General features: G+C 68.4%; 24 protein-coding genes. 11 read left to right on the forward strand and 13 right to left on the reverse strand.

Going from position 1 to position 20,625, the window contains the following annotated elements:
- Positions 1–77: 77 nt before the first annotated feature.
- From ACJH6J_RS13755 to ACJH6J_RS13775, 5 genes are all read right to left on the reverse strand, one after another.
- Positions 78–2,126: an elongation factor G gene (locus ACJH6J_RS13755; protein WP_406804061.1), complete on the reverse strand. Its 2,049-nt coding sequence runs from the start codon at positions 2,124–2,126 to the stop codon at positions 78–80.
- 61 nt (positions 2,127–2,187) lie between these two features.
- Positions 2,188–2,589: a TIGR03668 family PPOX class F420-dependent oxidoreductase gene (locus ACJH6J_RS13760; RefSeq protein ID WP_020099632.1), complete on the reverse strand. Its 402-nt coding sequence runs from the start codon at positions 2,587–2,589 to the stop codon at positions 2,188–2,190.
- On the reverse strand, positions 2,589–3,179 hold the full coding sequence (locus tag ACJH6J_RS13765) for a hypothetical protein (RefSeq protein WP_406804063.1): 591 nt from the start codon (positions 3,177–3,179) through the stop codon (positions 2,589–2,591). Before ACJH6J_RS13765 ends, ACJH6J_RS13760 begins: the two co-directional genes overlap by 1 nt.
- 59 nt (positions 3,180–3,238) lie before the next feature.
- Positions 3,239–3,808, reverse strand: coding sequence for an orotate phosphoribosyltransferase (locus tag ACJH6J_RS13770; protein WP_406804064.1), 570 nt, complete (start codon positions 3,806–3,808; stop codon positions 3,239–3,241).
- Between the two features lie 10 nt (positions 3,809–3,818).
- Positions 3,819–4,619 (reverse strand): HugZ family protein, encoded by an 801-nt coding sequence (locus ACJH6J_RS13775; protein WP_212807656.1) that lies wholly within the window; start codon positions 4,617–4,619, stop codon positions 3,819–3,821.
- Between the two features lie 38 nt (positions 4,620–4,657).
- Here ACJH6J_RS13775 and treS point away from each other — a divergent pair, with 38 nt between their 5' ends.
- Positions 4,658–6,397 (forward strand): maltose alpha-D-glucosyltransferase, encoded by a 1,740-nt coding sequence (gene treS, locus ACJH6J_RS13780; RefSeq protein WP_406804065.1) that lies wholly within the window; start codon positions 4,658–4,660, stop codon positions 6,395–6,397.
- Positions 6,397–7,662 carry a maltokinase N-terminal cap-like domain-containing protein gene (locus ACJH6J_RS13785; RefSeq protein WP_406804066.1) on the forward strand — a complete coding sequence of 422 codons (1,266 nt, stop codon included), beginning with the start codon at positions 6,397–6,399 and terminating at the stop codon, positions 7,660–7,662. The genes treS and ACJH6J_RS13785 overlap by 1 nt, the downstream gene beginning before the upstream one ends.
- Positions 7,663–7,687: 25 nt before the next feature.
- On the opposite strand, the gene ACJH6J_RS13790 is transcribed toward ACJH6J_RS13785, so the two are convergent.
- The 4 genes from ACJH6J_RS13790 to ACJH6J_RS13805 all read right to left on the reverse strand — a co-directional run bounded on the left by ACJH6J_RS13790 (position 7,688) and on the right by ACJH6J_RS13805 (position 10,947).
- The gene (locus tag ACJH6J_RS13790) at positions 7,688–8,761 is read right to left on the reverse strand and encodes a cellulase family glycosylhydrolase (RefSeq protein WP_406804067.1); all 1,074 of its coding nucleotides are present in this window, start codon (positions 8,759–8,761) and stop codon (positions 7,688–7,690) included.
- Positions 8,762–8,883: 122 nt separating this feature from the next.
- Entirely contained in the window at positions 8,884–9,624 is a 741-nt protein-coding gene (locus ACJH6J_RS13795; RefSeq protein WP_212814504.1) for an ABC transporter permease, read from the reverse strand.
- Between the two features lie 58 nt (positions 9,625–9,682).
- Complete coding sequence (locus ACJH6J_RS13800; protein WP_212807652.1) at positions 9,683–10,492, reverse strand: ATP-binding cassette domain-containing protein; 810 nt, start codon at positions 10,490–10,492, stop codon at positions 9,683–9,685.
- Positions 10,489–10,947, reverse strand: coding sequence for a MarR family winged helix-turn-helix transcriptional regulator (locus ACJH6J_RS13805; protein ID WP_212807651.1), 459 nt, complete (start codon positions 10,945–10,947; stop codon positions 10,489–10,491). Before ACJH6J_RS13805 ends, ACJH6J_RS13800 begins: the two co-directional genes overlap by 4 nt.
- A 55-nt stretch (positions 10,948–11,002) precedes the next feature.
- Here ACJH6J_RS13805 and ACJH6J_RS13810 point away from each other — a divergent pair, with 55 nt between their 5' ends.
- Positions 11,003–11,803: an enoyl-CoA hydratase/isomerase family protein gene (locus tag ACJH6J_RS13810; protein WP_406802980.1), complete on the forward strand. Its 801-nt coding sequence runs from the start codon at positions 11,003–11,005 to the stop codon at positions 11,801–11,803.
- Between the two features lie 26 nt (positions 11,804–11,829).
- On the opposite strand, the gene ACJH6J_RS13815 is transcribed toward ACJH6J_RS13810, so the two are convergent.
- The gene (locus tag ACJH6J_RS13815) at positions 11,830–12,378 is read right to left on the reverse strand and encodes a nicotinamidase (RefSeq protein WP_212807649.1); all 549 of its coding nucleotides are present in this window, start codon (positions 12,376–12,378) and stop codon (positions 11,830–11,832) included.
- Between the two features lie 55 nt (positions 12,379–12,433).
- On the opposite strand from ACJH6J_RS13815, the gene ACJH6J_RS13820 reads away from it, so the two are divergent.
- Positions 12,434–13,003, forward strand: a complete 570-nt coding sequence (locus tag ACJH6J_RS13820) for a TetR/AcrR family transcriptional regulator (protein WP_212807648.1) — start codon at positions 12,434–12,436, stop codon at positions 13,001–13,003.
- Here the strand turns inward: ACJH6J_RS13820 and ACJH6J_RS13825 are convergent.
- Positions 12,980–13,606, reverse strand: coding sequence for a TetR/AcrR family transcriptional regulator (locus ACJH6J_RS13825; protein ID WP_212807647.1), 627 nt, complete (start codon positions 13,604–13,606; stop codon positions 12,980–12,982). The genes ACJH6J_RS13820 and ACJH6J_RS13825 overlap by 24 nt on opposite strands.
- A gap of 102 nt (positions 13,607–13,708) precedes the next feature.
- Between ACJH6J_RS13825 and ACJH6J_RS13830 the strand changes: the two genes are divergently transcribed.
- Positions 13,709–15,052 carry a cytochrome P450 gene (locus ACJH6J_RS13830; protein WP_212807646.1) on the forward strand — a complete coding sequence of 448 codons (1,344 nt, stop codon included), beginning with the start codon at positions 13,709–13,711 and terminating at the stop codon, positions 15,050–15,052.
- Positions 15,053–15,061: 9 nt separating this feature from the next.
- Entirely contained in the window at positions 15,062–15,877 is an 816-nt protein-coding gene (locus ACJH6J_RS13835) for an alpha/beta fold hydrolase (RefSeq protein ID WP_406804068.1), read from the forward strand.
- A 48-nt stretch (positions 15,878–15,925) separates the two neighbouring features.
- On the opposite strand, the gene msrA is transcribed toward ACJH6J_RS13835, so the two are convergent.
- A complete protein-coding gene (gene msrA, locus ACJH6J_RS13840; RefSeq protein WP_212807644.1) occupies positions 15,926–16,429 on the reverse strand; it encodes a peptide-methionine (S)-S-oxide reductase MsrA in 504 nt (167 codons plus the stop codon).
- A 92-nt stretch (positions 16,430–16,521) separates the two neighbouring features.
- Here msrA and ACJH6J_RS13845 point away from each other — a divergent pair, with 92 nt between their 5' ends.
- From ACJH6J_RS13845 to ACJH6J_RS13855, 3 genes are all read left to right on the forward strand, one after another.
- Entirely contained in the window at positions 16,522–17,034 is a 513-nt protein-coding gene (locus ACJH6J_RS13845; protein ID WP_406802976.1) for a nuclear transport factor 2 family protein, read from the forward strand.
- The gene (locus tag ACJH6J_RS13850) at positions 17,031–18,050 is read left to right on the forward strand and encodes an NAD-dependent epimerase/dehydratase family protein (protein ID WP_406804069.1); all 1,020 of its coding nucleotides are present in this window, start codon (positions 17,031–17,033) and stop codon (positions 18,048–18,050) included. The genes ACJH6J_RS13845 and ACJH6J_RS13850 overlap by 4 nt, the downstream gene beginning before the upstream one ends.
- 63 nt (positions 18,051–18,113) lie before the next feature.
- Entirely contained in the window at positions 18,114–18,935 is an 822-nt protein-coding gene (locus ACJH6J_RS13855) for a class I SAM-dependent methyltransferase (RefSeq protein WP_212807641.1), read from the forward strand.
- Positions 18,936–18,948: 13 nt separating this feature from the next.
- Here ACJH6J_RS13855 and ACJH6J_RS13860 read toward each other — a convergent pair whose 3' ends face one another.
- Positions 18,949–19,419 carry an SRPBCC family protein gene (locus tag ACJH6J_RS13860; RefSeq protein ID WP_212807640.1) on the reverse strand — a complete coding sequence of 157 codons (471 nt, stop codon included), beginning with the start codon at positions 19,417–19,419 and terminating at the stop codon, positions 18,949–18,951.
- Positions 19,420–19,680: 261 nt separating this feature from the next.
- Here ACJH6J_RS13860 and ACJH6J_RS13865 point away from each other — a divergent pair, with 261 nt between their 5' ends.
- Together ACJH6J_RS13865 and ACJH6J_RS13870 are read left to right on the forward strand one after the other, a co-directional pair.
- A complete protein-coding gene (locus ACJH6J_RS13865; RefSeq protein WP_406774500.1) occupies positions 19,681–20,160 on the forward strand; it encodes a chitin-binding protein in 480 nt (159 codons plus the stop codon).
- 99 nt (positions 20,161–20,259) lie between these two features.
- Entirely contained in the window at positions 20,260–20,625 is a 366-nt protein-coding gene (locus tag ACJH6J_RS13870) for a DUF427 domain-containing protein (RefSeq protein ID WP_212807638.1), read from the forward strand.

The following is a 20,625-nucleotide window of genomic DNA, read 5'->3' on the forward strand; positions in this document are numbered from 1 at the left end:
GAATCTGACGACACTATGACATCGGGTGATGTCAGTCACGATCAGGTTTGCCAAAGTCGTGGATCACTGTGGCGGGATCAGCGCACCCGCGCCGCCACCGCCTCGGGCATCGGTTCGTACCGGGCGAAGGTGCGGGTGAAGGACCCGGCACCGTGGGACAACGACCGCAGTTCGATCGGGTAGCGGGTCAGCTCGATCTCCGGAATCTCGGCGTCGATGCCGGTGCAGGAATCGCCGGCGGTGTCGGTGCCCAGTACGCGACCACGCCGACCGGACAGGTCGCTCATCACTGCGCCGACCATTTCGTCGGGCACCACGATGTGCACGCTGTCGATGGGTTCGAGCAGATTGACCGACGCGGCGGCGGCCGCCTCCCGCAGCGCCAGCCCGCCCGCGAGCTGGAAGGCGTAGTCCGACGAGTCCACGCTGTGCGCCTTGCCGTCCAGCAGTGTCACGCGGATGTCGACCATCGGATACCCGCAGATGCCCCGATCCATCTGGGCGCGAACGCCTTTCTCGACGCTCGGGATGAATTGGCGCGGCACCGCGCCGCCGACGACCTTGTCGACGAACTCGAATCCGGCCCCTTCCGGAAGCGGCTCGACGGTGATGTCACACACCGCGAACTGCCCGTGCCCGCCCGACTGCTTGACGTGCCGACCGTGGCCTTTCGCGTTGCCGCCGAACGTCTCTCGCAGCGGCACGCGCAGTTCCGTGGTGTCGACGGCGACCCCGAACCGCCGCGACAGCGCGTCGAGGACGACCGCGGAATGGGCTTCGCCCATGCACCACAACACGATCTGGTGGGTCTGCGGGTTCTGCTCGATGCGCAGCGTCGGATCCTCGGCGGACAGCCGGGCCAGCCCCACCGACAACTTGTCCTCGTCGGTCTTGGCATGCGGCACGATCGCCATCGGGAGCAACGGCGCGGGCATGGTCCACGGCCGGCACACCAGCGGGGAAGCCTTGTCCGACAGGGTGTCCCCGGTCTCGGCGCACGTCAGCCTGGCGATGGCGCAGATGTCACCGGCGATCACCTCGGCCGCCGGGCGCTGCTTGCGGCCCAACGGGAACGACAGGGCGCCGACGCGCTCGTCCTCGTCGTGGTCCGCGTGCTCGGCGCAGCCCGCGGCGGGATCGGCGAACGAATTGAAATGGCCCGACACGTGAACCGTCGTGTCGGGCCTGATGGTGCCGGAAAATACCCGGACCAGACTCACCTTGCCGACGTACGGGTCCGACGTCGTCTTCACCACCTCTGCCAACAGCGGTGCGTCGGGATCGCAGGCGGGCGCGGGCTTCTCCACACCGGCCGGGGTGAACACCTGCGGTGGCACATGCTCTGGGGGAGAAGGGAATCCGCGTGCGATGACGTCGAGCAGTTCGGCCGCCCCGGTTCCCGTGGTGCTGCACACCGGGATCACCGGGAAGAACGAGCCGCGGGCCACCGCGCGCTCGAGGTCGGCAACCAGCACCGCGTTGTCGATCTGCTCGCCGCCCAGGTACCGCTCCATCAGCGTTTCGTCCTCGGACTCCTCGATGATGCCTTCGATCAGCGTCGCGTCGTCCCCGAGCAGCGAAACCAGCCCGTCCCCGTCGGGCAGGTACAGCGGAAGCACCTTGTCCCCGAACGACTCCTGTGCGGACTCCACCGCCCCGGTGAACGTCGCGCGGGCGTGGTCGAGTTTGGTCACCACGACGGCGCGCGGCATCCCGACATCGGCACATTCCCGCCACAACGCCTTGGTGGCGGCATCCACCACATCGTTGGCCGCCATCACGAACAACGCGCAATCGGCCGCCCGGAGCCCGGCCCGCAGTTCGCCGACGAAATCGGCGTAGCCCGGGGTGTCGAGCAGATTGATCTTCACCGGCCCGTGCTGCAGTGAGGCGAGCGCCAAACCGACCGAGCGTTGCTGCTCGACTTCGGCGGGCTCGTGATCGCAGACCGTGGTGCCGTCGAGCACCGTCCCGGCCCGCGTCAGCACGCCGGCATGGAGCAGCAGTGCCTCGACGAGGGTGGTCTTCCCGGACCCAGATGGCCCGACCAGGACCACATTTCGGATCGCGGCCGGACTGTCCGCGCTGGGCGCGGCGCCGGATGGGTTGTTCGTCTTGTCCGCCATGACGTGCCCCTATCGACGAGTCACGTCCACCATGCTCCTGTCGCGACGGTCGGCACAAGAGTCAAGCGTGCCAGGAACTCCAGCGGCTGATCGCGACCCGGATCACCGGGCCGTCCAGCGCCACCCGGTCGTACTGGTGGTACTTGGCCCGCAGCAGGGAGTAGCCGATCGCCATCTCGTCGCCGCTCGGGTGCACGGTGGCGATGCCGTCGGCGCGGGCCCACCAGAGGTGGGACCAGTCGTCGTCGTACTCCTCGGCGAGCAGGCTCACGCGCGGGTTGGCCGCGATGTTGTCCAACCGCCGCAGATGCTGCGTCGACTTCCGCTTGGCGTCCACCGCCGTATAGAGCCGGTCCCCGCTGACCGCGAAGACCACGGGGACCACATGCGGCTGGCCCTCGGCGGACACCGTCGCCAGCACGGCGACGGGCGCGGCGGAGAACAGGGCGGCCGGGTCGGACATCAGCGGTGCCGCGGAGTCGGGGCGACGCTCAAGGGCATCCGCGTCACGTTGATCTCCGGCGGACGCGTAGGAGCGGGCGGCGCAGCCGGCGGGTGGTACGCGGGGGGCGCCGCAGCCGGCGGTGGTTCGGCCGGCGGCGGGGGAGGCGGCGGCGGACTGGGGGTCGACGAGGTCACCGGGGCGTTCGTCGTTGTGGTGGTGGTCGTCGTGGTGGTGGGTTCCACTGGTGCCTCGTCGGAGCCGGAATCCCGGCGCGTGGCCAGGACCACCAGAGAGACGACGAGAGCGACCACCGCGACCGCGACGACGATCAGCAGCAGCCGGACATCCTTCTTGCGATACCAGGGTGGTGGTGGTTCGCGGAACCGCCAGGTGTCGGTGTTGAACGCGTCGAAGGTGTCGCCGGTCGGCTCCGGTTCGGGGATGACGAACGAGCCCGTCGTCGGACCGGCAAACGGACCCGTGCCGTGTGGGCCTGGGTCAAGGGCGCGGAACGGATCGGTGTCCGGGTCGTCGTCCGGCTCCTCGGCGGATGATTCCAGCACGCCGCCCGGCGATAGATCGCGCTCTGGGTCGTCGCTGTCAGCCACCTCCCAGATGCTAGGGGTGGCTCGCGCCAATTGCTCGGTATCGGCGCGCGTGTCCCGCTTTAGACGTCCTTGACCGGTTCGATGCCGAGGTCGCGGTAGCTGACGAGCGCGGCAAACGGCACGCCGCGCTTGGCGAAGCGGCCGGTGGCGATGTCGCCGCGGTCGACCATCGGGATGACGCCGGTGACCACCGCGCCGAGGGAGGTGACGCGGTCGTAGGCGATCTCGGTGGAGCCGCCGGTGCTGATCACGTCGTCGACCAGCAGGACCCGGGTGCCGGGTTCGATGCGGGTGCCCTCGATCCACTGCTCACGGCCGCGGGCCTTCTGCTCCTTGCGGACCGAGAACCAGGCCTTGCCGGTGACCATCGCGACGCCGTGCGCCAGCGGGTCGGCGCCCATGGTCAGGCCGCCGACGGCGTCGAACTCGATGCCGCGCAGCGCGGCGAGTTCCGCCACGGCCTTGCTGACCACCGTCAGGCTGACGCCGTTGTCGATGGCGAACTTGCCGTCGATGTAGTCGTGGCTGAGCTGCCCGCTCGCCAGCCGGAACGGCTCCTCGCGGCGCTCGTAGCCGCGCGTGCGGATCAGGTCGAATGCGGCTTCCCAGCTTGCGGGGCGATCAGACATGGTGCGAATCCTAAACCTGACGGGACAGCCGAGCCAATTCGACTGTCGCGGAACGTAATTCATCGATGGACTGCAGGGGCTGCGGGTATCCGACCCGGGTGTAGGCCATGCCGCGCGCAGTGTTGACCCGCAAATCCAGCCCGTAGCGGTCGGCGCCGGTGCAGGTCGCCGACTCGGTGTCGGGGTATCCGCCCAGGACCCGGGCCATGGCCGCCAGCGAGTCGGCGTGGTCGGCGTTCAGGTGCGCGATCGCCCCGGCAGCCGCGGGCGTCACCGGATCCGGCTGGGCCGCAGCGTAATCCGCGCCCGTCGTCGAATCCATCCGGCCGTAGCCACCGACCCACCGGACCCGGTCGACGTGCAGAACCCACAAGGCGAAGTCGCTGTAGTCGATGTAGTACTTGGCGGCCGGCACCGCCGCAACATGGGCGTCCCGGGCGGCGTCACGTTCGGCCCCCTCGGGCCGCGCCACCCGTCCGGCCAGGGTCACCCGGCCACCGGCCAGCGGGTCCTTGTCGGTGCTGGCCGCGATGATCGAGATACTGGCCCGCTGATCGCCGGCGAGGTTGCGGCCGTGCTCGGCGAGATTCGAGACGCACAGCACCGGCGCGCCGCCGAGCAGTCCGTAGGTGACCATCGACGCCCACGGATCGCCGTCGGCCGTCAGGGTTGCCAGGGTGCCGGTGTTCGTCGAGGCCGCGATGGTGCGGGCCTCTTCGGCGGCCGACGGCCGGTTCGGGTTGACGATTTCGGCCAGCGGCGGCGGGATCGTCGGAGCATCACCTGGGTCGCCATGATCGCGTGTCGCCACGTTTGCACCCTACCCAGGCGCGGGTACGTTAGTTCTCGATGGACGCCTCCAACGGTGGCGTGGAACATCCAAGCGCCGCGGACTTCGGACACGCGCGAGTCCTCCCAGAGGACCGCACCTGGTTCAAGCGCGCGGTTTTCTATGAGGTGTTGGTCCGCGCCTTCTACGACTCAGACGCCGACGGCTCAGGTGACCTCCGAGGTCTCACCGAGCGACTCGACTATTTGAAATGGCTTGGTGTCGACTGTATTTGGTTGCCACCGTTCTACGACTCCCCGCTGCGCGACGGTGGCTACGACATCCGCGACTTCTACAAGGTGCTGCCGGAGTTCGGCACCGTCGAGGACTTCGTCGCCCTGCTGGACGCCGCGCACCGGCGCGGTATCCGCGTCATCACCGACCTGGTGATGAACCACACCTCCGACACCCACTCGTGGTTCCAGGAGTCCCGCCGCGACCCCACCGGGCCCTACGGTGACTTCTACGTCTGGAGCGACACCAGCGAGAAGTACCAGGATGCGCGCGTCATCTTCGTCGACACCGAAGAGTCCAACTGGACCTTCGACGCCGTGCGCAAACAGTTCTACTGGCACCGCTTCTTCTCCCACCAGCCCGACCTGAACTACGACAACCCGGCCGTGCAGGAAGCGATGATCGACGTGTTGCGCTTCTGGCTGGACCTGGGCATCGACGGCTTCCGGCTGGACGCGGTGCCCTACCTGTTCGAGCGTCAGGGCACCAACTGCGAGAACCTGCCCGAGACGCACGCCTTCCTCAAGCGGTGCCGCAAGGTGATCGACGACGAGTTCCCGGGCCGGGTCCTGCTGGCCGAGGCGAACCAGTGGCCGGCCGATGTCGTCGAATACTTCGGCGACCCGGAGACCGGCGGCGACGAGTGCCACATGGCCTTCCATTTCCCGCTGATGCCAAGAATTTTCATGGCGGTCCGGCGGGAGTCGCGGTTCCCGATCTCGGAAATCCTGGCCCAGACCCCGCCCATCCCCGACCTGGCGCAGTGGGGCATCTTCCTGCGCAACCATGACGAGCTCACGTTGGAGATGGTCACCGACGAAGAGCGCGACTACATGTACGCCGAGTACGCCAAGGACCCGCGGATGAAGGCGAATGTCGGCATCCGCCGGCGCCTGGCCCCGCTGCTGGAGAACGACCGCAACCAGACCGAACTGTTCACCGCGTTGCTGTTGTCGCTGCCCGGGTCGCCGGTGCTGTACTACGGCGACGAGATCGGGATGGGCGACATCATCTGGCTCGGTGACCGCGACGGAGTCCGCACCCCGATGCAGTGGTCGCCCGACCGCAACGCGGGGTTCTCCGCGGCCAACCCCGGCCGGCTGTACGTCCCGCCGAGCCAGGATCCGGTGTACGGCTACCAGGCGGTGAACGTCGAGGCGCAGCGCGACACCTCGAACTCCCTGCTCAACTGGACGCGCACCATGCTCGCGGTGCGGCGGCGGCACGACGCGTTCGCCGTGGGCTCGTTCCGGGAACTCGGCGGCTCCAATCCGTCGGCGCTCACCTATGTGCGCGAGCTCGTGCGAGACGATGGTGAGGCTGACACTGTTTTGTGCGTCAACAATCTGTCCCGTTTTCCCCAGCCGGTCGAATTGAACCTGCAGCATTGGAACGGCTACACGCCGGTTGAGCTGACCGGCCAGGTCGAGTTCCCCCGCATCGGGGAACTGCCCTACCTGTTGACACTGCCCGGGCACGGTTTCTACTGGTTCTCGTTGCGTGCGCCCGTCGGTGAGGAGCCGTGATGGATCCACAGTTGACCGAATACCTGACCCAGCAGCGCTGGTACGCCGGCCGCAACCGGGAGCTCACCGGCGCCGAACCGGCGCTGGTGGTGGCGCTGCGCGACGACGTCGACCTGGTCTTGCTCGACGTCAGCTACGACGACGGCCCCGGCGAGCGGTACCAGCTGGTGCTGCGCCAGGGTGACGGCGAGGTCGGTGACGCCCTCGGTGACCCGGAAGTCGCGACCCTGCTGCTCGGCTTGATCGCCGACTCGGCGACGATCGGTCCGGTCTCCTTTGCCGCGGAGCCCGACGCCGAGCTGCCCGCGGGCGAGACGGCGCGCGTGATGGGCGCCGAACAGAGCAACACCAGTGTCGTGTTCGACGAAGCCGCCATCCTCAAGCTGTTCCGCCGCGTCACATCCGGCGTGAATCCCGACATCGAGCTGACCCGGGTGCTGAGCCGCGCCGGCAGCCCGCATGTGGCGCCGCTGCTGGGGACGATGTCGTTGGACGGCGGACCGGAGACGGCGCTCGGCATGCTGGCCCGCTTCGCCGACAACGCCGCCGAGGGCTGGGACATGGCCGTCGCCAGTACCCGGGACCTCTATGCCGAGGGCGACCTGTATGCCAACGAGGTCGGCGGCGACTTCGCGGGGGAGTCAGAGCGGCTCGGGCAGTCCGTCGCCGCGGTGCACGCGACGCTGGCCGCTGAACTGGGCACGGCCACGGCGCTGTTCCCGGTCGAGACGATGCTGGAGCGGCTGGCCGCGGTGACCGCGTCGGTGCCACAGGTCCGCGAGTACGCCGCGGCCATCGAGGGTCGCTACCGCGCGCTCGAGGGGCAGCCGATCACGGTGCAACGGATTCACGGCGACCTGCATCTGGGCCAGGTGCTGCGCACCCCCGAGACCTGGCTGCTGATCGACTTCGAAGGCGAACCCGGGCAGTCACTGGATCAGCGCCGGGTACCCGACTCACCGCTGCGGGACGTCGCCGGAATGCTGCGGTCCTATCAGTACGCGGCGTTCCAGCGGCTGACCGAGGGCGGCGGCAACGAGCAGCGCCGCAAGCAGCTCGCCGCCCGCGCGCGGGAATGGGCCGACCGCAACCGGGCGGCGTTCTGCGATGGCTATGCCGAGGGCGGCGGTACCGACGCCGACGCGGAACTGCTCGCCGCCTACGAACTCGACAAGGCGGTGTACGAAGCCGGGTACGAGGCCCGGCACCGGCCGCACTGGCTGGACCTGCCGCTGGGAGCGATCGCGAACATCGTCGGCGGTTAGGTGTACCAACCGCCGACGATGACCGTCAGGCCATGGCCTTGACGGCGGCCTGTGCCGGCTTCGGGGTCCAGTCGGAGCGGTAGACGCCGATGGATTCCTCGGGGTTCGAGCTGCCGGTGACGCGGTCACGCGTGGTGTAGATGTACGACGGGCCGGCATAGGGCAGCGTGCGCCACTTGGCCAGGAAGTCACGGATGTAGTCGGCCTGGGTGGCCTCGTCGACGGCCGAGTTGGGCTCGCCGTACTCGGTGGCCCAGATCTTCTTGCCGCCGTCGCCGTTGGCGGCCATGGCCTGATGGATGCCGTCGGTCTGGCTCAGCGGCGAGTTGGGCACGCCGGCGCCTGCCGAGAACTTCAGGTTGTAGTGGTACGGGTGGAACGACAGCGCGTCGAACGACCCGGCCGCACCCGCGCCGTACATGCGCTGGACGAAGGTGACGGGGTCCAGGGTCAGCGAACCGAACGACACGACCGCGCCGACGACACCGCCGATGACGACGGCGCCGCGATCGGCGGCCTTGATCTTCGGGTACGACGCCTTGAGCATGTCGGCGTAGACGGCGGGCTCCGGGCCCTGCGGGCCGGAGGTCCACGACATCACGGCGTTGGGCTCGTTCCAGATCTCGTAGGCGTCAACCCGGCCCCGGTAGTGCGCGGCGACCGCGCCGGCGAAGTCGCCGTATACCGCGGCGGAGGCCGGCGGGCTGCTGATCGGGATGGCACCGGGTGCGACGGCCCAGGCCGGTGTCGCGACGATCGCGCCGACCACCGACATGTGGCGGGCGTTGGCCGCCCCGACGACGGTGTCGACCTGGCCCCAGTTGAAGCTGCCCTGGGTGCCCTCGATGCCGGCCCACGGGATGATGATGCGGACGGTGCGCACGCCCGTCGCCGACATCAGGTCGAAGGTGTGGTTGATGTCGTCGGCGTTCATGCCGTAGACGTCGGAGTCGGCGAAGCCGACGCTGCTGGCCGACTGGCTGATGCCCGTCGGGATGAACGGGATGGTGGCCGGGCTGTTGGCCAGGGTTTCGGTGGCGGCGGCGGAAACTGCCGCGACGGTGAAGACTGCTGCAGCGATCTTGGTGACGTTGCGCAACGTTTACTCCAATCTGAGGCACTGCTGTTGATCTTGACCCCCGCCGGATGGGTTGAACCTAACAGCTGTTCAGGCCGCAGCAGGCAGGACCGAGCGATACGACGCCAATGCCGCAGCGTTCGTCACCGCACCAGGCGGCGCAGCAGGGCCGAGGCCGCGGCGATCCCCACCACCGCGGCTACGGCCAGGACCGCGATGTCCAGCAGGGTGTGGCCGGGCGTGCCCAGCAGAAGCGAGCGCAGCGCGTTCACTTCGTACGACAGCGGGTTGACGGTGGAGAGCGCGCGCAGCCAGCCCGGCATGATGTCCACCGGATACAGCGCGTTGGAGGCGAAGAACAGCGGCATGGTGATGGCCTGGCCGATGCCCATCAGGCGGTCGCGGTTGCGGACCAGCCCCGCCAGAGTCATTGACAGACAAGCGAAGAACGCCGACCCGAGCATCACGACCGCCATGGCGGCCAGGATGTGCAGCGGGTTGAAGCTGAGATGGATGCCCATCAGCAGGGCGATCACCAGAACCCCGATCACCTGCGCTATCGAGCGGACTCCCGCCGCGAACGCCTTGCCGGTGATCAGCGCCGAGGCCGGCGACGGGGTCACCATCAGTTTGGCCAGGATGCCGGCATCACGGTCCCAGACGATCTGGATGCCGTAGAAGATCGAGATGAACAGCGCCGACTGGGCGATGATCCCCGGCGCCAGGAACGACAGGTACGGCACGCTGCCGGTGTTGATGACATGCAGCCGCGAGAAGGTCTGGCCGAAGATCAGCAGCCACAGGGCGGGCTGGATCGTCCGGGTGACCAACTCGGTGCGGTCGTAGCGCAGCTTCTGCAATTCGACCAGAGCGAAGGCGCCCATCCGGCGGGCGAGCCCGCCGATGCGCCTGGCGCCGCGCGGTGCGGCGACGAGTTCGACGTCAACTGACACGACGGGCCGTCCTCCTTCCAGCGCGGACGTCCTTCAAGGTCTGGCGGTCGTCGTCCCCGGACAGGTCGGACCCGGCGTAGTGCCGGAACACGTCCTCGAGCGTGGCAGCCGGACCGAGCGCCGCCTTCAGATCGGTGGGCGACCCGACGGCCTGTAGAACGCCGTGGTGCATGAGGGCAACCCGGTCGCACAACGCGTCGGCTTCCTCCATGTAGTGCGTGGTGAGCAGGACCGTCATGCCGAACTCCCGCTGCATGTTCGCCACCTGCGTCCAGACACTGTCGCGCGCAATGGGATCCAGGCCGACGGTGGGTTCATCGAGAATCAGCAGCGACGGCCGGTTCACCAGCGCCTGCGCCAGCTCGAGCCGCCGAACCATGCCGCCCGAGTAGGTCTTGGCGGGCCGGTCGGCGACGTCGAGCAGCTGCATGGCGCGCAGCGCGTCGTCGACCCTGTCGCGGCGCTCGCGGCGCGGTACGTCGTACAGCCGCGCGAACAGGTCGACGTTCTGGCGTCCGGTGAGGGCGGATTCGATCGAGAGTTGTTGCGGCACATAGCCGAGGTTCTGACGGATATCCATGGTGCGGCGGCCGGCGTCGAGCCCGAAGATGCGCACCTGCCCGTGCTGCACGGGCGTCAGGGTGGTGAGCAGGCGTACCAGGGTGGTCTTGCCGGCGCCGTTCGGGCCGAGCAGTCCCATGGTTTCCCCCACGTCGACGGTGAGGCTCAGGTCGTCGACGGCGGTGAAATCGCCGTAGCGGTGCGTGACGTGGTCGCATTCGATGGCGGGAGTACTCATGGCCGGCTCTCCTGGAGCATTCGGGTCATCTCGGCCAGGACGGTCAAACCCTTTGACAGATCATCGATTTGCTCGGTGCTGAGTTGATTGAGCACGACATCGAGGGCGGCCCGGCGGGAGGCCCTGGTCTGATCGGCGAGCTGCTGGGCCGGCTCGGTCAGCCGGAGGCGCCCGATGCGGCGGTCGTCGGGGTCGACGGTGCGGACCAGGAGGTTGTCCGCGACCAGCTTGGAGACCAGTGTCGACGCGGTGTTGGCGGCCAGGCCCAGTTCCTGTGCGGCTTCCCGGACCGAGATGCCGGGCCGGCGGCCGACGAGTCTGAGCAGTTCGGCCTGCGACTGGGTGACGCCTGCGAAGCTCCCGCCGGCGGTCCGGCGCAGCTGCCGGCGGAACGTGCCGACCGTGTGGAACAGGTCGGTCGTGAGGTCCGGGGCGGGGGCGGTGTGGGCGGGCACGTCTCAACAATAGCTCTGTTACAGAGGTATTGCAGAATCGTGGTTTACTCGGGCGGTGTTCCCCGCATACCGCACGCTGCTGACCGGCTTCGACGGCGGTGTGGTGACGCTGACGCTGAACCGGCCCGAGCGGCGCAACGCCTTTGGTGACGGGATGCGGGAAGAACTCGCCGACGCCTACACCCGGTGCGACCAGGCCGACGACGTGCGCGCCGTCGTGCTGACCGGGGCGCCGCCGGCATTCTGCGCCGGGGCCGACCTGGCCGCGGGTGACGAGACGTTCGCGGCGCCGGGCCCGGAGTTCAGTGCCGCCGGCATCCCGGTTCCGGCGTGGTCGTTGAGCAAGCCGGTGATCGCGGCGGTCAACGGGCACGCCATCGGGCTGGGGCTCACCCTGGCGCTGCAGTGCGATATCCGGATTTTCGCCGCGGACGCCCGCTACGGCGTCGTGCAGGTGCGCCGCGGGGTGGTGGGGGACGCCTACTCGCATTGGGCATTGCCGCGATTGGTCGGCATCGCCCGGGCTGCGGAAATCCTGTTGACGGGAACGACTTTCGACGGTCGCCGCGCCGCGGAGCTCGGCATCGCGAGCCGCGTGCTGCCCGCTGATGAGGTGCTGCCGGCCGCGCTGGCGGTGGCCCACGACATTGCGGACAACACCGCGCCGATGTCGGTGGCCGCCAGCAAGCGGCTGCTCTGGGACTCGTTCGACCTGTCGCGCGACGAGGTGGGCCGGCGGGAGACGGAGATTCATCTCGCGGTGATGGCGCATGACGACGCCAGGGAGGGTGTGCGGGCGCTGCAGGCCGGGCGGTTGCCGCGGTGGTCGGGCCGGCCGGTGGATCCGACGCGTTAGGGGCGAGCGGAGCGACGGGAAGTGCCTCAGACGACCGTCACGCCGGAATCTCTCAGGGCGGCAACGGCATTCGTGGTGCCGTCGGCCGATACCCCGGCGGTGTAACCGAGCAGGACGCGGGTGCGGAACCCGGCCTCGGCGGCGTCGGCCGCCGTGGCCTTGACGCAGTAGTCGGTGGCGATGCCGACCACGTCGACCTCGTCGACCCCGCGGGTGCGCAGCCAGTCCGCCAGTGCGGTGCCGCTTTCGTCCTCGCCTTCGAACCCGCTGTAGGCCGCGGAGTGCGGGCCCTTGCGGAACACCGCCTCGACCGTGGAAACGTCGAGCTCCGGGTGGAACTGCGCGCCCGGTGTCCCGGCGACGCAGTGCGGCGGCCACGACGTCACGTAGTCGGGGTGGTCGGAGAAATGCGCGCCCGGGTCGATGTGATGGTCGGCCGTGGCGACGACGTGGTCGTACTCGCGGCGGGCCAGCAGATCGCTGATCGCACGCGCCACTTCACCGCCGCCGGACACCGCGAGGGAACCCCCTTCGCAGAAGTCGTTCTGCACGTCGACGACGATCAACGCCCGCATGTGTCCACGGTAGACCGCTTGCTGCGGTTCGCCCGTTGCCGTAGCGTCCGGACACGTGTCTGAACAGGCGCTTGAGCCCACCCGGCGCCGGTTGACGGCCAAACAGGCCGATACGGTCGACCGGCTGAGCCGTGCCGCCCTCGACCTGTTGCGCCGCGAAGGCTTCGCGGGGCTGACGGTCCGCCGGGTCGCGGCCGACGCCGGTGTCGGCGCTGCGACGGCCTACACCTACTTCTCGTCGAAGGAACACCTGGTCGCCGAGGTGTTCTGGCGTCGCCTGGCGTCGTCGCCGCCCGCGGCGCACGACTCCGACGATCCTGCCACGCGGGTGACCGAGGTGCTGCGGCACATCGCACTACTAGTGATCGACGAGCCGGAGTTCGCCGGCGCCGTCACCAACGCGCTGCTGGGCCGCGACCCCGATGTCGAGGTGCTGCGGCAGCGCATCGCCGCGGATATCCGCTCCCGACTGGCCGCGGCGCTCGGTCCGGACGTCGACGACGACGTCATCGAGTCGCTGGAGATGCTCTATTCGGGCGCGCTGGTCCGGGCCGGCATGGGGTTCACGTCGTACGACGAGATCGCCGCGCGGCTGGAGAAGTCAGCGCGGCTGATGCTGCGCTGACGATCGGGTGCCCAGCATCGCGAGCGCGGCGGTGACAGCAGGTTCGGTGAGCTCCGCGACGTCGCGGCCGTCCTCGACGAGCAGAGCGGTGAGTTCGCGGAGACCGCCGAGCAGGATCAGGGCCACCGGCCGGTCGATCGGGGCGATGCCGGCGCGCTGGAACCCCGAACCGCTGGTGAGGTCGACGACCATGTCGGTGAGATGCTCCATGGCCAGGCGATTGAGTGGCAGCGCGGCGTCACCGAGCGCCGGCGCCTCGCGGATCCAGCTCAAGGTGATCGCGGGCCGGGAGGCGATGTGCGCGACGTACGCGTCGACCGCGTTGCGCACCTGCTGCTCCCAGTCGGCGTCGGGATCGATGGCGGCGCGGATCCGGGCGATGAGGTCGTCGTTGTTGGAGCGCAGCAGTTCGACGAAGCACTCTTCCTTGCTGGCGAACTGGTCGTAGAAGGTGCGCTTGGAGGTCTTGGCGTTCCGGACGATGTCGGCGACGGTGGTGTCGCGGTAGCCCCGGGTCTCCAGGGAGGTGGCGAGCCCGTCGAGCAGCCGCCCGCGGAACGGCTGCGGAGCCGTCTGCGCCGCGTTGACCTCGCTGCCTGCCATCGCTCTCCCAAAACCCTTGTCACCTTTGGTACCAGCCGGTACCGTACCGGATAACCACGCGGTACACCGTGGTACCGCGTAAACAGTGGTTTGGAGCGTGCCATGACCGAAACCGTCACCGCTGAACTCACCGAGTGCGCCCCGGCGATCCATCTGCCACCGGCGACCGGAGTGCCCAAGATTCTTCAAGGCGTCGCGTTCGCGACCAATCGGCGCCGGTTCGTCAACCGGATGGTGCCGCGGCTCGGTCCGGTATTCACCTGTGATGCACCGGTTTTCGGCCGCGCCGTCATGGTGACCGACCCCCAGCTGGCCAAGCAGGTGTTCGCCGCGAACCCCGCCGACGTCGGCAACATCCAGCCGAACCTGTCCCGCGTCCTCGGCAGCGGATCGGTGTTCGCGCTCGACGGTTCCGAACACCGGCTGCGCCGCAAGCTGCTGACCCCGCCGTTCCACGGCAAGAGCATCAAGAATTACGAGCGCATCTTCGAAGAGGAGACGCTGCGTGCGGCGGCGTCCTGGCCCGAGGGGAAGTCGTTCCCCACGCTCGAACCGATGATGCACATCACGCTCAACGCCATCCTGCGCGCGGTGTTCGGCGCCGACGGCCACCACCTCGACGAGCTACGGCGCATCATCCCGCCGTGGGTTACCCTGGGGTCGCGGCTGGCGGTGCTGCCCATGCCGCCGCGCACCTACGGCCGCTTCACGCCCTGGGGCCGGCTCGCCGAATACCGGCGCCGGTACGACGAGGTCGTCGGCAGACTCATCGACACGGTCGCCGCCGACCCTGATCTCGACAGCCGCGACGACGTGCTGGCGCTGCTGCTGCGCAGCACCTACGAGGACGGAACGGCGATGTCCCGCAGCGACATCGCCGACGAACTGCTGACACTGCTGGCGGCCGGCCACGAAACCACCGCGGCCACCATGGCGTGGGTCTTCGAACGGATCTCCCGGCACCCCGAGGTGCTGCGCCGCCTCGAAGACGAGGTGGCAGCCGGTGACACCGACGAGTACCGCCAGGCGACCATCCTCGAGGTGCAACGCATTCGCACCATCATCGACTTCGCCGGCCGGCACGTGTACGCGCCGACCTTCCAGCTCGGGGAATGGGTCATCCCGCGGGGCTTCTCGATCATCGTCGCCATCGACCACATGCACGAGGACGCAAAGGAATTCGCCGATCCGGAGCGGTTCGACCCGGAGCGCTTCCTCGGGCGCCGGCCGCCGCTGGCGTTCCTGCCGTTCGGTGGCGGTACCCGGCGCTGCGTCGGGGCGGTGTTCGCGCAGGTCGAGATGGACGTGGTGCTGCGGACGGTGTTGCGGCACTTCGCCATTCAGGTCAGCAGCGCGCCGGGGGAGAAGGTCTTCTCGCGGGGTGTGGCCTACACGCCGAAAGACGGTGGCCGCGTGACCTTACGCCGGCGGGTCACCCCGCTGTAGGTTCATGCTGTGACCGAACGGATTACGCAGTACCGCCATGACGGACTGACCTTCGACGTGGTCGACTCCGGCCCCATCGACGGCGACGTCGTGGTGTTGTTGCACGGCTTCCCGCAGACCGCCGAGTCCTGGACTGCCGTGTCGGAACTGTTGCATGCCAACGGTTTCCGGACGTTGGCGCCCAATCAGCGCGGCTACTCGCCCGGTGCCCGGCCGAAGGGCCGGCGGCAGTACACGATCCCCAAACTGACCGATGACGTCGCCGCGCTGATCGAGTTGGTCGGCGGACCGGTGCACGTGGTCGGGCATGACTGGGGCGCCGCGATCGCCTGGGCGCTGACGGCGACCAAACCCGAGCTGGTGCGCACCCTCACCGCGGTGTCGGTGCCCCATACCGGTGCCTTCCTGAAGGCGATGGCCGTCGGGACGCAGGCGCTGCACTCGTACTACATGCTGATCTTCCAGCTGCCGTGGCTCGGCGAACGGTTCGCGCAGCTGGCGATGCCGCGCAGCGGAATGACCGATGAGGCGCTGGCCGTCACGCGTGCCGAGGTGTTCGACAGCGGGGCGCTGACCACCGCACTCAACTGGTACCGCGCCATGCCGTTCGTGAACCCCAAATCGGCGTTCACCCCGGTGACCCGGCCGACCACCTACATCTGGAGCGACGGCGACATCGCACTCGGCCGCAAGGGTGCCCTGCTGACCGAGCAGTTCGTCCACGCGCCCTACAAGTTCGAGATCGTCGAAGGCGCAAACCACTGGTTGCCGGACCAGCACCCCGAGCTCGTGGCCCGGCTGATCGCCGAGCGCGCCGCCACCTAGCGATTTGTGCACGATTTTCCGCGGCTCGCGCGGAAAATCGTGCACAAATCACGCTCGTTTGGGCAGTTTCCAGCCTGGCCGCGGGAAGTGGCAGGTGTAGCCGTTGGGAATGCGCTCCAGGTAGTCCTGGTGCTCCGGCTCGGCCTCCCAGAACGGGACGGCCGGCGTCACCTCGGTGACCACCTTGCCCGGCCACAGACCCGAGGCGTCGACGTCGGCGATGGTGTCTTCGGCGATGCGCTTCTGCTCGTCGTCGGTGTAGAAGATCGCCGAGCGGTAGCTGGTGCCGACGTCGTTGCCCTGCCGGTTGACGGTCGACGGGTCGTGGATCTGGAAGAAGAACTCCAGGAGCGCCCGATAGTCGGTCTGGCTGGGGTCGTAGATGATCTCGACGGCCTCGGCGTGGCCGGGGTGGTTGCGGTAGGTCGGGTGATCGTTGGTCCCGCCGGTGTAGCCGACCCGGGTCTTGAGCACACCCGGCTGCTTGCGGATCAGGTCCTGCATCCCCCAGAAGCAGCCGCCCGCCAGGATCGCGGTCGCAGTGTCGGTCATGTACGCCTCCTCGCTTTGATTCCAGAGAACCGAACTCCCGGCGAGTGCGCAAGTGCTCGACAAACGTCACTAGAACGTGTTCTAGTTTTCCTGTGACGGGCAACACCTTCAGTCGCGAGGAACTCATCGCGGCATTCGACGTCTTCGAGCAGACCGTGGACCGCGCCGCCCAGACGCGCGACTGGGATCCGTGGACCGACCACTACACCGAGGACGTGCTGTACATCGAGCACGCCATGGGCACCATGCACGGCCGCGAGGAGGTGCGGCCCTGGATCTGGAACACCATGGAGAACTTCCCCGGCAGCTACATGACGTCGTTCCCGTCGCTGTGGAAGGTGTACGACGAGGCGACCGGCCGGGTCATCTGCGAGCTCGACAACCCCATGCGCGATCCCGGCGACGGCACCATCATCGGCGCCACGAACATCTCGATCATGACGTACGCGGGCGACGGCCTGTGGAGCAAGCAGGAAGACATCTACAACCCCATGAAATTCCTCGAGGCCACCATGGCGTGGTGCAAGAAGGCCGAAGCGCTGGGCACGCTGCCGGAGGTGGCCGAGGAGTGGATGCAGAAGTTCGGCGGTAGGGGACGCCGGTGACGTCGCTTGTCATCGGGGCCAACGGCTATCTCGGCTCGCACGTCACCCGGCAGCTGGTGGCGGCCGGGGAGGACGTGCGGGTCATGGTCCGGTCGGGTGCCAACACCATCGGCATCGACGACCTCGCCGTCACCCGCTACGAGGGCGACATCTGGGACAACGACACCCTGCGGGCCGCGATGACCGGCGCCGACGTCATCTACTACTGCGTCGTCGACACCCGCGGCTGGCTCCGGGATCCGTCGCCGTTGTTCCGCACCAACGTCGAGGGCACCCGCAATGTGCTGGACGTCGCGGTGGCACCCGAAATCGCTTCGGGCCTCAAGAAATTCGTCTTCACGAGCAGCTACGCCACGGTGGGGCGCAAGCGCGGCTTCGTCTCCACCGAGGACGACATCGCCGACGAGCGCACGCTGCCGCCGTACGTGCGATCGCGCGTGCAGGCCGAGAAACTGGTGCTGCAGTACGCCCGCGAGCGCGGGCTGCCGGCCGTCGCGATGTGTGTGTCCACCACGTACGGCGGAACGGACTGGGGCCGTACGCCGCACGGCGCCATCATCGCCGGCGCCGCGTTCGGGAAACTGCCGTTCGTGATGAGCGGCATCGAGCTGGAAGCGGTCGACGTCAACGACGCCGCCCGCGCGCTGATCCTGGCCGCCGACAAGGGCCGGCCCGGTGAGCGATACCTGATCTCCGACAAGATGATCAGCAATGCCGAGGTGGCGCGCATCGCCGCGGCCGAGGCCGGGGTGCCGGCGCCGGCCAAGTCGCTGCCGCTGCCGGTGACGTACACACTCGCCACCCTGGGCACCGTCAAAGGCCGGCTCAAGGGCACCGACGAACACATGTCGCTGGCGTCACTGCGACTGATGCGCGCTGAGGCGCCCGTCGACTGCAGCAAGGCGAGGGCTGAATTGGGCTGGGAGCCAAGGCCCGTCGAGGACGCGGTGCGGGAAGCGGCGCGGTTCTGGGTGGGCCTGCGAAAGGCTCGGCAGGCCCAGAAATCCCGGGGCTGAACAACGCGCCGTGCAGCGTTAAGTCGTGGCGCGGCAAGGCCTACCGCGGCTAGCGTCGAAGCCATGACGGACAGATTGCAGGTGGACCTGACCGGGGCACCGCAGACCATGCTGGCCACGCTGTACGCCAAGGCACTGGACGCCGACCTGCCGAAGTCGGTGCTGCACGACACCTACGCCCGCGATGTCGTCGCCCGCATCGACTACGACTGGTCGCAGACCACGATCACGGCCGCCAGGTCGCCGGGGGTCACGCTGCGGTCGGCCTACTTCGACAAGACGGCCCGGCAGTTCCTGGCCGTTTACCCGGAAGCCGTTGTGCTGCACCTGGGTTGCGGACTGGACAGCCGACACTACCGGCTGGACCCGGGACCCGGCGTCGACTGGTACGACATCGACTACCCGGAGGTCGCCGAGCTGCGCCGTCAGCTTTACCCGGCCCGCGAGCACTGCCACATCGTCCCGGCATCGGTGACGGACCCGGCGTGGCTCGCCGGCATCCCGGCCGACCGCCCGGTACTGATGCTGGCCGAGGGCCTCACGATGTACCTCAGCGAGGCCGACGGCCAGGCACTGTTCCGTCGCATCGTGGCGCATTTCCCAAGTGGGGAACTGCAATTCGATGCCTTCAGCCGGCTCGGTGTGAAGCTGCAGTGGACGAACTCCGTGGTGCGCCGTTCGGGCGCGACGTTGAAGTGGGCCATGGACGGCCCCGACGACGTCCTGTCGGCAGTGCCGGGACTGCGGCTGCTGTCATGGGAGTCCGCCCTCGGCCCCGACGGCTACAACCTGCTGCCGACGGGACTGCGCGTGATGGCCGCCGTCATGCGCGCCGTGCCCGGCATGCGCCACATGTCGCAGTACCACCGGTATTCGTGGGGCTGACCGCCCGGCCCGGTCAGGCGGCCTCGGCGCGGGCCTTCAGCCGCTCGAGCGTCAGCCGGATGTTCTCGGCGTTGGCCGCGTCCCGGTCGGCGACCCCGGTGAGCGAGGCGGCGAACAGCTTCAACAGACCCGGCCGGTTGTCCCACGTGGACTCGGTGACCCGGCAGCCGTTCGGCGTCTCGGTGATGTCGTAGCGCCAGTGCGCGATGGGCACGATCGAGGACTTCACGGCGAAGCCGAACGTCTTGCCCGGCTCGGCTTCGGTGACGGTGCAGCTGGTCGTCCAGGTCTTCGAGCCGTTGCGGTTGTGTCCCTTGAACACCGAACCGGGTACCGCCGAGGACCCCTTCTGCCACTCCATGGTGTGTGCCTCCTCGGCGAGCGAGGCCAAGGTGGGCAGATCGGTCAGCAGCGCGTAGACAGCCGACGGGCTGGCGGCGATCTCGATGGCGGCGGTGACGGAGGCGGGTCCCTGTGCGGTCATGGCGCTGATCGTAGACAGACCGTCCTGGGGTTGGGCAAGCGGTAATTGTCGGTGGCGCAACAAGAATGCTCGATCTTTGCGGTAACCGTTTCGGGGTATCCCGGCGATATACCGCGTGACGGCACCTTCCAACGAAGGAGTTGGGTTGATATGAGCAAAAAGACGTTTGTGGCAGCTACCGCGCTCACCACCGGTGTGAGCGCGGCGATTATGGGATTAGGAGTCAATATCGCGCAGGCGAAGCCTGCACCCTGCCCGCCGATGCAGGTATGCAACGGTCCGGGTAACGGACACGGACCGGGTGGCGGCGGTCCGCCCGGAAACCCCGGCGGTCCACCTGGAAACCCCGGCGGTCCACCTGGAAACCCCGGTGATCCCGGCGGCGGGCCGGGTGGGCCACCGCCAGGTAACCCGGGCAATCACGACGACTGGCACCCGGGCGACAACGACAATGGCCGTGGGGACTGGCATCCCGGCGACCAGGGGAACTGGCACCCCAGGCCGGGCGACCCGGGACCGGGCGACTGGCACTGGCGTGGCGGCCCGCCGCCGTGGGGCCATGGTCCTGGGCCGTGGGGCTGGGGACCACCGCCCAGGCCGAACATCATCTGGGTGGCGCCCCCGCCGTGGGCACCGCCGCCGCCCCCGTTCGACTACTGGGGCTACACCGTCTACCCGGTGTGGGATCCAGGCTTCATGGCGTGGGGTTTCTGGTTCTTCGGCATCTGGATTGCGCTGTAATCCGTCAGTAGTTGCCGTCTGATGGCTGGGCCTGTCACTGGTGACAGGCCCAGCGTCATGTCGGGAATCGGCGCCGCCGGGAAAGGTGTTGCACTGAACATGACCGAGCGTCCCGTGCTCGAGCCCAGTGCGGCTCACCCCATCACCATCACGCCGACCGCCGGACGTGTCACCGTGACGGTCAACGGCCGCGTGGTTGCGGACACCACTGACGCACTCACTCTGCAAGAGTCGAATTACCCAGCGGTGCAATATGTTCCGCTCGCCGACGTCGACCAGACGGAGCTGTCCCGAAGTACGACCACCAGCTACTGCCCGTACAAGGGTGACGCCGGCTACTACCACGTCGGCGGCGTCGAAGACGTCATCTGGACGTACGAACAGCCGTACCCCGCGGTGGCTGAGATCGCCGGCCGGGTGGCGTTCTACCCCGACAAGGCCGACATCGTGGTGCACCCCGCCTAA

This window comes from Mycobacterium sp. SMC-18 (assembly GCF_045310895.1).
Taxonomy (GTDB): domain Bacteria; phylum Actinomycetota; class Actinomycetes; order Mycobacteriales; family Mycobacteriaceae; genus Mycobacterium.

Bases quoted from the DNA above. Each gene is read 5' to 3' on its own strand.
- ACJH6J_RS13755 (WP_406804061.1), bottom strand. From the start codon at position 2,126: ATGGCGGACAAGACGAACAACCCATCCGGCGCCGCGCCCAGCGCGGAC.
- ACJH6J_RS13760 (WP_020099632.1), bottom strand. From the start codon at position 2,589: ATGTCCGACCCGGCCGCCCTGTTCTCCGCCGCGCCCGTCGCCGTGCTG.
- ACJH6J_RS13770 (WP_406804064.1), bottom strand. From the start codon at position 3,808: ATGTCTGATCGCCCCGCAAGCTGGGAAGCCGCATTCGACCTGATCCGC.
- treS (WP_406804065.1), top strand. From the start codon at position 4,658: ATGGACGCCTCCAACGGTGGCGTGGAACATCCAAGCGCCGCGGACTTC.
- ACJH6J_RS13785 (WP_406804066.1), top strand. From the start codon at position 6,397: ATGGATCCACAGTTGACCGAATACCTGACCCAGCAGCGCTGGTACGCC.
- ACJH6J_RS13795 (WP_212814504.1), bottom strand. From the start codon at position 9,624: ATGGGCGCCTTCGCTCTGGTCGAATTGCAGAAGCTGCGCTACGACCGC.
- ACJH6J_RS13800 (WP_212807652.1), bottom strand. From the start codon at position 10,492: ATGAGTACTCCCGCCATCGAATGCGACCACGTCACGCACCGCTACGGC.
- ACJH6J_RS13815 (WP_212807649.1), bottom strand. From the start codon at position 12,378: ATGCGGGCGTTGATCGTCGTCGACGTGCAGAACGACTTCTGCGAAGGG.
- ACJH6J_RS13825 (WP_212807647.1), bottom strand. From the start codon at position 13,606: ATGGCAGGCAGCGAGGTCAACGCGGCGCAGACGGCTCCGCAGCCGTTC.
- ACJH6J_RS13830 (WP_212807646.1), top strand. From the start codon at position 13,709: ATGACCGAAACCGTCACCGCTGAACTCACCGAGTGCGCCCCGGCGATC.
- msrA (WP_212807644.1), bottom strand. From the start codon at position 16,429: ATGACCGACACTGCGACCGCGATCCTGGCGGGCGGCTGCTTCTGGGGG.
- ACJH6J_RS13855 (WP_212807641.1), top strand. From the start codon at position 18,114: ATGACGGACAGATTGCAGGTGGACCTGACCGGGGCACCGCAGACCATG.
- ACJH6J_RS13860 (WP_212807640.1), bottom strand. From the start codon at position 19,419: ATGACCGCACAGGGACCCGCCTCCGTCACCGCCGCCATCGAGATCGCC.
- ACJH6J_RS13865 (WP_406774500.1), top strand. From the start codon at position 19,681: ATGCAGGTATGCAACGGTCCGGGTAACGGACACGGACCGGGTGGCGGC.
- ACJH6J_RS13870 (WP_212807638.1), top strand. From the start codon at position 20,260: ATGACCGAGCGTCCCGTGCTCGAGCCCAGTGCGGCTCACCCCATCACC.